The 13,669-nt window shown below is 33.2% G+C and carries 12 protein-coding genes; 4 read left to right on the top strand and 8 right to left on the bottom strand.

Going from position 1 to position 13,669, the window contains the following annotated elements:
* Positions 1 to 50: 50 nt before the first annotated feature.
* Together J6578_RS09440 and sstT are read right to left on the bottom strand one after the other, a co-directional pair.
* Positions 51 to 941 (bottom strand): glycosyltransferase, encoded by an 891-nt coding sequence (locus J6578_RS09440; protein ID WP_287954487.1) that lies wholly within the window; start codon positions 939 to 941, stop codon positions 51 to 53.
* Positions 942 to 1,409: 468 nt separating this feature from the next.
* The gene (gene sstT / locus J6578_RS09445; RefSeq protein WP_093092335.1) at positions 1,410 to 2,645 is read right to left on the bottom strand and encodes a serine/threonine transporter SstT; all 1,236 of its coding nucleotides are present in this window, start codon (positions 2,643 to 2,645) and stop codon (positions 1,410 to 1,412) included.
* Positions 2,646 to 3,017: 372 nt separating this feature from the next.
* Here sstT and J6578_RS09450 point away from each other — a divergent pair, with 372 nt between their 5' ends.
* Positions 3,018 to 3,731, top strand: a complete 714-nt coding sequence (locus tag J6578_RS09450; protein WP_218060215.1) for a hypothetical protein — start codon at positions 3,018 to 3,020, stop codon at positions 3,729 to 3,731.
* Positions 3,732 to 3,744: 13 nt separating this feature from the next.
* On the top strand, positions 3,745 to 4,317 hold the full coding sequence (locus J6578_RS09455) for a hypothetical protein (protein WP_287954489.1): 573 nt from the start codon (positions 3,745 to 3,747) through the stop codon (positions 4,315 to 4,317).
* A gap of 59 nt (positions 4,318 to 4,376) precedes the next feature.
* Here J6578_RS09455 and J6578_RS09460 read toward each other — a convergent pair whose 3' ends face one another.
* The 3 genes from J6578_RS09460 to J6578_RS09470 all read right to left on the bottom strand — a co-directional run bounded on the left by J6578_RS09460 (position 4,377) and on the right by J6578_RS09470 (position 6,761).
* On the bottom strand, positions 4,377 to 5,369 hold the full coding sequence (locus tag J6578_RS09460; protein WP_287954491.1) for a glycosyltransferase family 2 protein: 993 nt from the start codon (positions 5,367 to 5,369) through the stop codon (positions 4,377 to 4,379).
* 33 nt (positions 5,370 to 5,402) lie between these two features.
* Entirely contained in the window at positions 5,403 to 6,206 is an 804-nt protein-coding gene (locus tag J6578_RS09465; RefSeq protein ID WP_287954493.1) for a glycosyltransferase family 25 protein, read from the bottom strand.
* A 162-nt stretch (positions 6,207 to 6,368) separates the two neighbouring features.
* On the bottom strand, positions 6,369 to 6,761 hold the full coding sequence (locus J6578_RS09470) for an integrase core domain-containing protein (RefSeq protein WP_287954494.1): 393 nt from the start codon (positions 6,759 to 6,761) through the stop codon (positions 6,369 to 6,371).
* A 41-nt stretch (positions 6,762 to 6,802) separates the two neighbouring features.
* Here J6578_RS09470 and J6578_RS10385 point away from each other — a divergent pair, with 41 nt between their 5' ends.
* Both J6578_RS10385 and J6578_RS09475 read left to right on the top strand, forming a co-directional pair.
* Positions 6,803 to 7,060 (top strand): transposase, encoded by a 258-nt coding sequence (locus J6578_RS10385; RefSeq protein WP_065585343.1) that lies wholly within the window; start codon positions 6,803 to 6,805, stop codon positions 7,058 to 7,060.
* On the top strand, positions 7,060 to 7,884 hold the full coding sequence (locus tag J6578_RS09475) for an IS3 family transposase (RefSeq protein WP_502957999.1): 825 nt from the start codon (positions 7,060 to 7,062) through the stop codon (positions 7,882 to 7,884). Before J6578_RS10385 ends, J6578_RS09475 begins: the two co-directional genes overlap by 1 nt.
* A gap of 359 nt (positions 7,885 to 8,243) precedes the next feature.
* Here J6578_RS09475 and J6578_RS09480 read toward each other — a convergent pair whose 3' ends face one another.
* The 3 genes from J6578_RS09480 to J6578_RS09490 all read right to left on the bottom strand — a co-directional run bounded on the left by J6578_RS09480 (position 8,244) and on the right by J6578_RS09490 (position 13,505).
* Positions 8,244 to 10,349 carry a glycosyltransferase family 8 protein gene (locus tag J6578_RS09480; RefSeq protein ID WP_287954496.1) on the bottom strand — a complete coding sequence of 702 codons (2,106 nt, stop codon included), beginning with the start codon at positions 10,347 to 10,349 and terminating at the stop codon, positions 8,244 to 8,246.
* A gap of 180 nt (positions 10,350 to 10,529) precedes the next feature.
* Entirely contained in the window at positions 10,530 to 12,479 is a 1,950-nt protein-coding gene (locus J6578_RS09485) for an HAD family hydrolase (RefSeq protein WP_287954498.1), read from the bottom strand.
* Between the two features lie 744 nt (positions 12,480 to 13,223).
* The gene (locus tag J6578_RS09490; RefSeq protein WP_353846671.1) at positions 13,224 to 13,505 is read right to left on the bottom strand and encodes an IS3 family transposase; all 282 of its coding nucleotides are present in this window, start codon (positions 13,503 to 13,505) and stop codon (positions 13,224 to 13,226) included.
* Between the last annotated feature and the right edge of the window lie 164 nt (positions 13,506 to 13,669).

Here is a 13,669-nt window from a genome sequence, read left to right on the forward strand (position 1 = left end):
AACTGGTTGTATATATATGAGCAAACAACCAGCCAAAGTTAATCCTAAACTTACTTATTCCCAGCTAAACAATCCCATATATGGGAAAGAAGAGATTTTTTTGGTCGCGTTACATCGTTTCCCTTGTAACCAACTTGAGACTCCTTAGGAAAATTGCCAAAAGATTGAACAGTATAATTTTCTAATTTATAGCCAGCATCAAGTGCTTCCTGATAATACTGATCAAATAATGCAGAAAGATCCTCACGCGGGTGAGGAAGAATATCACTGTCAAACCAATGTTTTTGTCCTACTGCAGTTAAACGCGGAATAGAATATTTATGGCTGAACTGTGTCCCCATATCTGAATAATGCAAGATTTTAATTTGCTCAATTGGCAGACCTTCGCCGTCGACACAATTCCATGAACCATTATAAGCTTGTATCCATTCTGGATGTTGCTTAAATTTAGTCATTAATTTCCTATGGGACTCAGGATCTACACATAAGGTTGTCAAATCTGGTAATACAGATTTAGCCTTGGCACAATCCCAAACACAGGTACAAAAACGAGCAAAATTTTTACTCCTGGCCTGATCATACACTTCTTTAGCTGCCACTACAGCACCTCCCTCGATAGGATGTTCCCACAGCGCGACCAAATCAGACAAAACAATTACATCTGCATCCATATAAATCGCACGTCCTTGATAATTACAGGCAGCCGGAATACCCCAGCGGAAACCCGAAAACGGTGTCGCCCACTTCTCAGTATGCCAACCAGCACCAGACTGCGGATCAGAATACCAAGGACTATCCGGATCATGACTTAACTGCATCCAAATAATCTCTACTGGCCGCGATGTATGTTTATGGATACTGTAATCCACCACCATCATCTGCTCCAAATCACAATTATTCGGGTCACATCCTACAAAAACCTTAATAACATCGTTGCTCATGCATGAACTCCAATTTTCTTACATAATAAATATTATTGTAATATTAACGCAAAAATACCAATACAAACGATAACATTAATCAAATATCACTTGACATAACACAAGCAATAATATTTAACCAAATAAAAACCAACCCAACCTGATTCTGCCATCTTAGTCACTAACCCATACAATTTTCTAGTCAATCTATTACCAGCTATATCTGCCACAGTCTTAAAAATATAAGAATACCCAAGCTCAGTTTTTACACGGCATAACATAATATTTAGTAATCAGGTAGCAAATAAAATCCACTGCCCAGCTACCTACACCACACGAAGCTAATATCCAGTAATAAAGCCTCCCAAGTGAGATACACAATAAAACTCAATTAGTTCGTTTTACACTTAAGAAAAAATAAATTTGGTCAGATACAAAAAAACCGCTGCCAAAATACACAGCGGTTTCGAAAACAAACCTGATACAGGCTTATTCTGGTAACAACTCAATTTTACTCGGATCCCTGCCCTGCTGCTTTAGTGACACCACCGAAGTAAACAGCATATCACTGGAAGAATTCAAAACCGTCTCCGCAGAATCCTGAATTTCACTGATTACAAACCCGATGGCCACCACCTGAGCAGCGATAGTCGGATCAATGCCAAACATACTACACGCAACCGGAATCAGCAGCAGCGAACCACCCGGTACACCAGAAGCCCCCAGAGCACATACCGTAGCCAGAATACTCAACAATAATGTTTGAATAAAACTAACATCCATGCCCAAAGTATGCACAGTAGCCATCGTCAACGTCGTAATAGTGATTGCCGCACCATTCATACTCATCGTTACTCCTAACGGAATAGACAAAGAATAAATTTCTTCTGGTAACTGCATACGCTGAGCCAGACGAATATTTACCGGAATATTGGCAGCCGAACTGCGGGTAAAGAATGCTGTAATCCCACTATAACGCAAACAAGTAAATACTAGCGGATAAGGGTTTTTGCGGAAATTCAGGAATACAATCAGCGGATTGATTACCAGAGCCACAAACACCATCAACCCCAATAATACCCCGATCAGCTCCAGATAATTTCTCAACTTGGCCAGACCATCACTGGTAAAATGTGAAGCAACCAGCCCCAACACTCCATAAGGCGCAATAGCCACCACCAGACGAACTACCCAGATAGTCGCATCCGACCAGTTTTTAATAACCAATTTCGTTGCTTCACTACTTTGACGTAAAGCAATACCCAGTGCCGTAGACCACGCCAGAATACTCAGGAAATTACCATTTGCCAGTGCATCAATCGGATTATCCACAAACTTGAGGATAATATTCATAAGAATCTCAGCCACACCTTCCGGCGGTTTCTCTGATATCGGCGGTACATCCATCACCAGATGCAACGGATACAAATAACTTACTGTCGAAGCTAATATTGCAGAAATCAGCACAGTCACTGCATATAACCACGCCACCGATTTAATACTGGAAACATTATCAAACTTATTATTAACAATAGAAGATATTACCAATACAAAAACCAGCATAGGTGCAGCTGCACGCAAGGCCTGAATAAATACCCTACCTAGAAACTCCAGCTTAACTCCATATTGCGGTAAAAAAGCCGCAATAAACGCGCCAATAATCATACATACCAGCATACGTACAATCAGATTACTCTTAAACAATATCCATATAAGCTTCTTCATTCACAATCCTTGGTTATAGCCGGATACAAACATATTTAAAACAGATTTTAAAAACATCCAGCCAAACACACAAACTTACCAGTAGCAAATCATGCCCCATAAAACCCGTTTCAACCTACCTTAACAGTGCCATTAAACCTTAACAGAAAACCATTGCAGCTTACTGACAAAATAATAAGTTTAGCATTAAACCAGCTAAAAACAACGAATAATCAACAAAACAGCAAGAAACAGTTAAAAAATATCAGTTATTTATTAACATGCATCATACAGATCAAACAGCATATAATTCTAAAATGTTATACTGCACCACCCAGAACCGCCCAGACAAAACAAACAATGGACAAACCTTCACAAAATTACATTTTATGTATGAAATGGGGGCAAAAATACAGTGCCGAATACGTCAATCGTCTCTATAACATGGTAAAACGCCATCTGACGCTCCCATTTACCATGATTTGCCTGACTGATGACACCAAAGGCATCAATCCAGCCGTTCAATGTTATCCACTGATACCTTTAGATTTACCCAATGGCCTGCCTGAACGTGGCTGGAATAAACTCACCACTTTCAGTGCCAACCTGTACGGATTACAGGGCACAGCGCTCTTTCTTGACATTGATATTGTTATTATCGATAACATCGACAGCTTCTTTACCCATCCGTCCAGTCAAAAAGACGAAGTATGGATTATCCGTGACTGGAAAAAACCATGGCGAAAAGTTGGCAATAGCTCGGTATATCGGTTCCAAATTGGTGCATTACCAGATTTAATGGATTACTTCCGTAATCATTTTCAACTCATACGGCAGCAATTTCGCCATGAGCAAGCATTTCTATCTTGGTATGTGCGTGAAAACCACCAACTCAGCTACTGGCCAGATAACTGGTGTCTGAGCTACAAATACAACGTATTAAAAAAAATGCCTTATGCTTTATGGACACCACCAGAAAAACCCAGTTACGGCAAAATCATTGTTTTCCATGGCGAAGTTAACCCGCCAGATGCCATCAAAGGCGGCGGTGGAAAATGGTACCGTAAAGTCTTACCCGCCCCATGGCTAAAAAAATATTGGCAATAAAAACACCACTATTATGAAAACAGTACACCCACACAGTAAATTCTTTATCATCGGCAATGCAGATGAGCAAAACACTATTGAACATCTAATCAATAAAGACGATGTTGTAATTCGTTTTAACAACCCAAACCCCAGTTGTAGTCTCAAAGCAAACTGGGTTTTTATCGCTAATGGTACTATTCAGATTCGGCATTTAAAAATTGAACAAAAATTTTTCAACCCGAACACGCAAATTTTTTTCCGATACTCACTCAATGATATTTTAACATCAAAATATGAAATAATACCTCTAAATAAAAAAATCAAATATTACTGGCGCTTTCCACGCTGGAAAAAAAACTGTAACTTGGATCAATACCCAGTTCGTATTATCCCAGACCATATACACTTTCAATGTATGGATTTACTCCACTCAAAATTCCCTAGTACAGGCTTATTAGCTATTTATTATGTATTACAATATTATCCTAAACATAAAATAATTCTTCATAACTTCACCAACCAAGGTTGGAGCGGACACAACTGGGATAGAGAAAAATTATTAATACAAACCTGGGAAAAAGAAAAAAGAATAGACATAGTTTAAGACTACCAGTTACCTAATTTATATTTAGAATAAATTGCCGATAAATTATATTAGTTTGTTTACTGCAAATCAGTTCTATTGATTTTAAAGCAAATATTCTTGTATATTAATTTTATAGCTTTACCCAGCATACCTACCCTAAACAATAAACCAGCGATTTGCCATACTGAAAGCTTTTTTAAACTGAATAACTGTTTTGATAATTTTAATAGCTGTTCTTTTTCATTTTCAGAAATACTTGATTTTTGGACATTGTTTAACATGCGAAAATAATATATACACACTTTATATAATAAATATGCCTGACTTTGCCGATCATGAACTACAGTAGATGCGTATAGAGCCTGCTCCAAATAAGCACTGATACCATAAGCCTGCTTGATACCCATTTTTTGGGCAATTGAATCATTTCTAATACGATAATGAATAACAGTTTCTGAAAAATAATAAAAGCTCCGACACTGGCTTAATAATATTGGCGTATAAGCGATATCTTCATATGCAGGAATTTTATAATCGACAACATCAACAATTAATTCACGCCGAAAAATCTTATTCCAAAAATAATGCTTACCATCCAAAATTGCCGTACGGTAAATTTGTTTGCCTGAAGCGTAAACTAAGCTATTTTGGGGATAAAAAGATAGTTTTTCCTGATGTTTAATCTGTTCAGTACCATCATAAAAAACATCATAATCAAATAACAACACATCAGGCTTATCACATTTCAAAATTAATAAAATTCTGTCAAATAAAGATGACTCAACCTTATCATCTGCATCTACAAACCAAATATATTCTGCACTAGTCGAATCAATCAACTTACTTCTTGCAATAGTTAGACCAACATTTTTAGAACCTTGCAATATGCGAACTGGTAAGCAAGGATTATTTTTTTTAAAAGTTTGAATTTGTACTAACGAATCATCTGTAGACGCATCATCATAAAAAACTAATTCAATATCTGCAGGCAAATCAGTCAATAACTTTTGCAGTAAAGCAGATAAATAAGAGGCAACATTGTAGACAGGAACCAGAATACTCAATCGCATTTGTATCTTTCATTAAATGAAGTTTATCATAATTTAAATTTTATAATCAGAATTTTGCACAGGAACTTGTATATATTCTGCAATTTTATATACTTCTAATTGACGTTTCCCCATTCGGATTTGCCCAGCTATACGGCGAAGTTTAAAGCGCAAATAATCAAAATAATTATTTGCATTAGGTCTGGGATTATTAGCAAAAGTAATTGTTGAAGCAAATGGAAAATCCTGATCCAAGCCATAATTCTCACATTGATCTAGCTGAATAGCGGCTGCAGGAAATATTTGCCAGGCATTCAACTCATATGATTGACTAATAAATGCATCAGCCAAAGCTGGCGATGACCTTTCAGCCCTATTCAATAGTTTCTCAGCTCCTGAAGGAAATAGAATATATGCTGCAGAACCATTACGATCCTGATATAAGCGCCGTAATTGATACTCACCAACTAGCTCTACTACCCTCTTATCAATCCATTTACGCCGATGACGTGTTTCCAGGTTTATATAATCTATTTCTATAGCTTTATCAGTCAGTACATTCAAAATATTTGAAGTTTTTCGTGAAAGCAAAGCATCATCTTCTAAGATCAACCATGGTCTCCGTGTTTCTAATACAAATTGCCAAGCTCTCTTATGGCTTAAAAAACACGCTACTTCTGTTGTACGTAGTTTTCGTTGCCATCCATTCGCCAAACTCTCATATTCGAAAGTATTAAAGTCAGTGCTTTGAACAGCAGCCAGTCTGTGCATTGTAATTTGCAATTTTTCAAGTTGCTGTTTTTGAAAATCCAATCGATCTTTAGATTTCTCAAGATTTATAAGTAGTACAGATATCATTTTATATCATCAATTTTACAATTCTCAATATTATAAAATAAAATACAGCCTAATAAATAATGAATATATAAAATATTTTTATAAAATATAATTGATTAAATGAAAAAGTGTGAATATATTTTTCGACAATTAACTGTAAATACCCCAAACTTAGTACAAGATTCAAGTAGAAAATAATACTGCTTGTCTTAGGGTTTTATACTCGATCGGCGTCATATTATTTAGTGCTTCATGAGGCCTTTCGGTATTATAAATGGTTAGCCATTCTTCGGTTACATTTCTTGCTTGTTCCAGATTATTAAATAGATATAAATCCAGTATCTCTGTGCGATAGGTGCGATTAAATCGTTCAATATACCCGTTTTGATATGGGCTGTCTGCTTGAATATAATCTATGGTTATACCATGTGACTTTGCCCAGTTAGTAAAGGTTTTTCCGGTGAATTCCGGCCCATTATCTACTCGTATTTTGCGTGGATAACCATGATATTCGGCCAGTTTATCCAGATAATGGGTAATCCTGCTGTAACTACCCCCTAAAATAGTACAGCGCAAAAGTAGAAAATTCTCTTTATTAACCCACAGAGGATTTAAATATGAAAAAGATGACTGAACATCAGATCGTAGCTATTTTAAAAGAAGCTGAAGCCGGTATTCCTGTCAAAGAACTTTGCCGTAAATATGGCATCGGCAATTCGACTTTCTATAAATGGCGGGAAAAATACGGTGGTATGGAAACCTCCGATATCAAACGTTTAAAGGAGCTGGAGGCTGAAAACCGCAAGCTTAAGCAGATGTTTGCTGAGCTCAGTTTAAAATCTCAGCTTCAGGAGGAAATCATAAAAAAGCTATAGTGCCTACCAAGGCACGTAAAGCATGGGCTTTGGAGTTACAAGAAAATCATTTTGTTACTATTGCTATGAGCTGCGCAATTGTTGGCTTAAGCCGCTGTGCTTACTATTATCAGCCCAAGTTATCGGATGATTCAGTGATTATGTCAGTACTAAGTACTATTACCTATAAATATTTACTCTGGGGCTTTCCCAAATGTTTTAATCGCATCAGTAAGCTCGGCTATAAATGGAATCATAAACGGGTGTATCGGGTGTATTGTGAATTGAAGCTTAATCTCAGGGTAAAGCGTAAACAGCGTATTCCACCACGAAGCCCGGAAAGGCTATCAGTACCCAATAAACAAGGTGAATGCGGGTCAATGGATTTTATGAGTGACGGCAGTCGCAATCAACGACGCTTTAGAACTTTCAATGTGATAGATGACTTTAATCGTGAGGCGCTAGGCATTGATATTGCGGTCAGTTTACCAGCTGGCAGGATTACCCGTTATCTGGATAAACTGGCCGAATATCATGGTTATCCACTAAAAATACGAGTGGATAATGGAACGGAATTCACTGGAAATACGTTTACTAATTGGGCAAAATCACATGGTATAACTATAGAGTACATCAACCCCGGCCGCCCATATCAAAATGGCTTTATTGAACGATTTAACCGTTCGTACCGTACAGAGGTGCTGGATTTATATCTATTTAATAATCTGGAACAGGCAAGAAAGGTAACCGAAGAATGGCTAACCATTTATAACACCGAAAGGCTTCATGAAGCACTAAATAATATGACGCCGATTGAGTATAAAACACTAAAACAAGTAGCATGATTTTCTACGTCTGTTTTGTACTAACTATAGGGTATTTACAATAGGCAAAGCAAATAAAACCTATTTTGAACTGGAAAGCGTAATGAACTTATTAATTATAGAATACGGTGACAGGATTAACTGTCACCGGTAAAAGTATTATACACAAAATGTAGGATGAAGTTTAATATAATGAATTAAGTAATAAATATCTATATTTATAAATTATAATAATAACAATATATTACAGACTGTTGTCTAAACTATAAATAAAACGTAATATTTATTTGTTTACCTTTATTTTCGAGGTAGGTCTAATATATATTATAATCATACTAGATTTTTGAAAAGAATTTTAATAAATGATTGTTACTATAAATTTAACTTTGCTCAATATCATGGAAAACCCCTTTTAATCCTACAGGATTAATAGAAATGATATCAGTATCAGGGTAAAAATGATTTGCAAATGTCTTAAATTTTTGCCAGCCTTGAAAAATATTTGGTAAATCACCTTTTAGAGAGGAAGATATAGTTTCTGTATAATTATCAAAATAACCTGTATCGCTACAATCACATCCAACCAAATAAAGTTTTTTCGGGTTAGTATATAATGCAAAAGCTAATGCAGAAAAGACTACTGATCCAAAATCAGGTAAAAGACAAGAAGAAATATCTCTCACAAAAGGAGTATTCATTCCACCAGTATAATAACGTTTAGCATCAGATTTGATTAAATAACTTTCTGGTATGGCGCATTGTTCTATTGGTAGTACATCACCATAAAATTTTATACATTTTCCTTTACCATATTCATTAATATTTGAAATCTCGTTTTTTAAACCTGATATATCTTGAATAAATAAAAAATCCAACATAATACTTTCAAACTTATATGCTCTATTTACGCCGATATGAATGGTATCAGGAATAGGTATATATCGATTTAATGAAGAACCAGTAGCAACAATGACAATATTTTTTCCTTCAAACATGTTTTTAAATGGCAAAAAAGTATTTTGATGAGTTACAAATACAGAATTCATTATTTCGACTTTTTTGCTTAAATTAGAAATTTGGTCTATCAAATTTCTTCTCACATCGTAAGTTTCTGTTACAATTTTTTTATCTAACCGTTCAAAATTTTGTGCATTATAATCAATCCCATTTGTTAATCTCTCAGTCTCCAAATCAATTGCATTTTTTAGGTTATGAAATTGTAATTCAGTAACATTTTCAAAAATTTTGAATTGTCTATTAACCATATTATTTAATTGGTTAAACTGTGAGTTTAGCATATTATTTAAATTGTTAAAATTCAAGTCTACTATATTTTTTAGTTCTACTTGATTTAATTCATACATTTTTAATATGCTGAATCTTTTGAATTTTAAACCAAAAATTCTGTATGATTTCATATAAGATGTAATTTGTTTCTTTAAGAGAAATCGAACCCCAAATAAATAATAACTTTTCTCGTTATGATTTGCTTTCTTTTTAAAAATAGGGAAAAAATTAAACAAACGCACGTGCAATAAACTACATATATTTTCACTATTATTAGTTTCTGTTTCTGCATCTGGTTCTTTCAAATTCCACCATGGAGATAAAGAGCAGTATCTCCACCATATTGAATAAAAAAATCTTACTTTTCTATTAATCCATGGTTTATTAGGCCCTCCATAATGATAAATTTTAGGATGTATAAATGCTTCTTGTATAGCATCCTTACTATAAAAAGCATCATTATACAAATTCACATCATGAAACATATCACAAAAAACGTTATAAGAAGGAGGAAAATGTTGTACCAATTGCGGATATTGTTGACCAATGATATAGTTTAAGGTATCTTGATCTGCATAAGGTGGGTTTGGGTGTTTATCTAAAAAATCAAAAGCTTTCTGAAAAAGATTTAATTCTTTGGCTTTCTTAACATTTAATAGGAAAAATCCTGCATTAAAATAAGGATTTTTTAAAGGAGCTCTTTGAAAATTTGCAAGATCGTCCCATTGCATAAAATGCTTTAAAATATCATTTCTATATTGCATTGCCAGTATTTCAATAACTGCACCAATAATATTTTTTTCATCAAAGGAATCATATAAGTAAGAAAGGTCTGAATCTATGATCATGTCTCCATCTATATAAAAACATTTATCAACATCATCAGGTAAAATATCAAGCATTAATAACCTAAAATAACAAACTAAATTAACATATGTTAATGAGAATTTACTTGTATCAATGCACGAAAATAGGTGGGTATATTGTTTCATATTAACGATAACAACTTCACATGGACGTACATTTTTTATTTCATACAATTTATCAATATCATCATTAGTAAAGTTTTCTGCAAAAACAAAAAAACGTGCACATCTATCATCTGCTAAATTAAGCAAAATAGATGTCATACATACTCCTAATGGTGCAATATAATTATTGTCACCTGTTAAAACAAAATTCACATAGCTATTTGACATTATTAGTTGGCTCCTAAATTAAATGTTATTAATTTGATTTATCCTTAATTAAAAGGATTGAAATCTTAAATATAAGATCTCATTGTATTGGTTTTACTCTATATACAAATAATTTTAAAAATATATAATAATTACTTTCTTATACAATATCATGATAAGGATTTTTGAGAAATTATCTACTTAATTTTTATCAATTGAAAAAATAGGAATATTAAAAATATAATATTTCATCATATTCTTTTTTTCTTTTCTTTTGTAAAGAAGAATTATTTTTAAAACATAATAATTAATATTTTTTCCTTTTTTCTCAAGTCTCGCTATAGGGATTCCAAGAAAAAAATATGTTCTTATATTTCCTCGAATAATTTTCTTTAATATCGGAATATCTCGTATAAACCATTTATTTTTTGTTTGAATATTGTTGTCATATGTGAAATCAAACCAATCTTTACAAATAGGAACATATTTTTCATGACTAAAATCAAAAGCATGATTTATTTTAGAAACCATTTTTTTATCATAAGAAGTAGGGACAGAACAAAGAATATTTATCCAATTGAAAATATCTTGCCAACTAATAAACGGATCATAGTTAGAAAATGAAGCAATCAGATCTTGCGCGAAATCAACAATGCCATCAGAGAGAATAGGATAAACATCAGATCGTATTGTCTCATACTTATTTTGCTTCTTATATATAGGTTTTCCATTTAAGAAATTCTGAATCGGAGGTTCGGGAGATGTCATAAAAAACTCCATAACATCCCAATCTTTTATCCAAACCGATGGATCTCCTCTATAAGCTCTCAAAATATAATCATCTAAATTTATATTAATATTTTCATTTGCTTGTAACAAAAAATAATAGCCATATAATTGCTTGTTGATGACTTGTTCAATTAACCTTTGGGAAGATAGGTTAATTGAACAAGTATCAATAATAGCAGTGCGTTTACCTAAAGCTAAATTTTCGATATACGCTTTATAGGATTTAATATCTTCTTGAGCTAATTGCTTATAAATATCAATATATTTTTCAATAAACTCTATGCCTTCATTAATATCAGGATTAATAGGAGTTTCTTTTTTTAAAATTTCATGTCTATCTTGATAGTTTGACAGAATTGTTCTTATAGCAGATAATTTTTCTGTTAAATCATAATACTTTTTTTCGTTAAAATCTAAAAAAAATAACGTACTTAGTACCCTAGGCGCATAGATATAACTTGTCCTTACTTTATTATTGGTATTGATTAAAGCAAAGACTTTTTTTAGAGAATAACCGTCTCGTGCTACAAATAAAGCATCATCGATATTATCTTTTTCAAAAGATTTTTTTAACCAATAAGCATATGAAAATATTGTAGGACCAGCATAATTATATCCAAAGTTTTTCCAATAATTATTTTGATGTTTCAAATTATTATAAGCTAACAAACCTAATATTATTGAAGCGCCTATACTATTTTCATTCTGCTTATAATAAATTTTACAACGAATATTGTTTTCAAAAAGTTGCTCTAAAGCACTTTTATAATGATAAGCATGCAGTTTTTTTTCAATAGCTTTCTCGTAATCTACGTGAAAATTATCTCCAATATGTAAAAGAAGTTGTGGATTAGAAATATTGAGTTGTTTCAATATGTACTCATACAAAGCACCGCTATGTTTAGTAAATGAGATATCATTAGATAAATAAAATTGGTCATATTCATGATAACCATTTTTAGCTAAAACATTAATCAATACATCCTTTGGTAAATACATATCAGAAGTAATGATAACTTTTTTTTTCTTTTCTAATGCATATTTATAAGCACAATAAATTTCGTTATTTACCTTTAAAGATGCTATTTCTAATTCTATTTCCTTACTTTTATAAGAACGAAAGTAATCAGGAAGTTCTTTATATATATCATCTAAGGTTATTTCTTCTTTTGTATTATGCATTCTAGCATTTGACTCTGCGGCAATTCTCGCTTTTGAAAATCCGGGTATGCTATATAACTTTTCTATATGCAAAAATAAATCTGTGGGTTTGGCATATATCCTTAGTAATAAAGTATCAAAAATATCGAACGAAATTATTTCATGTTTATCTATAAGATTTTTTATTTCTTGCAATACCATTATTTGAGGCCTTTAAATTTGTTATGCTAATACTAAAACTAAACTATTTAAATATTTCAATTCGTAGATTCAACCACTAGCAATTTTTTTAAATGAAGAAAAATTAGCCATATTATCATTTCTGTTTTTCCCTAGGTAAAGTATAAAAACGAGACAATACGCCCAATTTTTTTAAAGAAGAAAGATACAATAACAAATATCGGTTTGAAAAGTGGTTTCTCATACATTGAAATAGCGCGGAGGTTTCGTCGAAGTCATTCAACTACTTTACGTGAAAGCCTTAACAATCGGCACAAGCGAGGCTACTGCTGCCAGTAAGTCCTTTAAGTATCGAACCACGCTTTCATTCACATCATTTGCCTATGCTGTCCTAAACGTTTACCCAAGCAAATTTTGTGTACATTATCTGCGGAAAGTCAGACGAATATATCTATGAGTCACAACCGGATGTACTGTTCTATTCCTAGCTAAAACTAAAAAATCTCCATAATAATAGTAAAAGAAAATTTTGTAAATCTCCTATAGTTATTACATAATTTAAGTAGTAAGAGCAGAAATGGCTACATTAAATCATACAGCTTTTAAGGGATGAAGATAAACTTAACTATAGAAATGAAAAGAAGACGAATCACGAAAAACATGTAAGACCGATATTTAGTACTGATGCTAAATAGTAAATGGATAAGCTTTATCAGTAAAGGAGATTGCATACTAAATTGAATTGGTTGGAATGGCAACATATATTCAAACAACTAAATTAAGGGGTAGCCATTTGTTAAATTCTACCGGAGGCAAATAGCTCAACGACGAATGCAACCGTTTATGATTGTACCAATAAGCATAAGCCGCAAAGGCTTGTTCTAATTCTTCAGTCGTCATGAATTTTTCTCCTTTAACAAATTCAGTTTTAATGCTTTTAAATGTTGCTTCTGCCACTGCATTGTCATACGGACATCCCTTTTTACTTAGTGAACGCTGTATATTAAATGTATTAATACACCTGCTTACCAAGCAACTGTTTATCAAACTCCTTTCCTCTATCTGAATGAAACAGATGTAATGATGACAGCGGTTGCTTAATCTGACTTAGTGCAGACATCACTAAATCTGCTGTTTGGTACCTACATCAAATTGGCGTTGTAAATGATTAGCTGTGACTGAGCTATTGCTTGCTGTCTGATATCCTCGAT

This window comes from Snodgrassella sp., from assembly GCF_024103505.1.
Lineage (GTDB): Bacteria > Pseudomonadota > Gammaproteobacteria > Burkholderiales > Neisseriaceae > Snodgrassella > Snodgrassella communis.

Bases quoted from the DNA above. Each gene is read 5' to 3' on its own strand.
- J6578_RS09460 (WP_287954491.1), bottom strand. From the start codon at position 5,369: ATGCGATTGAGTATTCTGGTTCCTGTCTACAATGTTGCCTCTTATTTA.
- J6578_RS09455 (WP_287954489.1), top strand. From the start codon at position 3,745: ATGAAAACAGTACACCCACACAGTAAATTCTTTATCATCGGCAATGCA.
- sstT (WP_093092335.1), bottom strand. From the start codon at position 2,645: ATGAAGAAGCTTATATGGATATTGTTTAAGAGTAATCTGATTGTACGT.
- J6578_RS09485 (WP_287954498.1), bottom strand. From the start codon at position 12,479: ATGGTATTGCAAGAAATAAAAAATCTTATAGATAAACATGAAATAATT.
- J6578_RS09465 (WP_287954493.1), bottom strand. From the start codon at position 6,206: ATGATATCTGTACTACTTATAAATCTTGAGAAATCTAAAGATCGATTG.
- J6578_RS10385 (WP_065585343.1), top strand. From the start codon at position 6,803: ATGAAAAAGATGACTGAACATCAGATCGTAGCTATTTTAAAAGAAGCT.
- J6578_RS09440 (WP_287954487.1), bottom strand. From the start codon at position 941: ATGAGCAACGATGTTATTAAGGTTTTTGTAGGATGTGACCCGAATAAT.
- J6578_RS09480 (WP_287954496.1), bottom strand. From the start codon at position 10,349: ATGTCAAATAGCTATGTGAATTTTGTTTTAACAGGTGACAATAATTAT.
- J6578_RS09450 (WP_218060215.1), top strand. From the start codon at position 3,018: ATGAAATGGGGGCAAAAATACAGTGCCGAATACGTCAATCGTCTCTAT.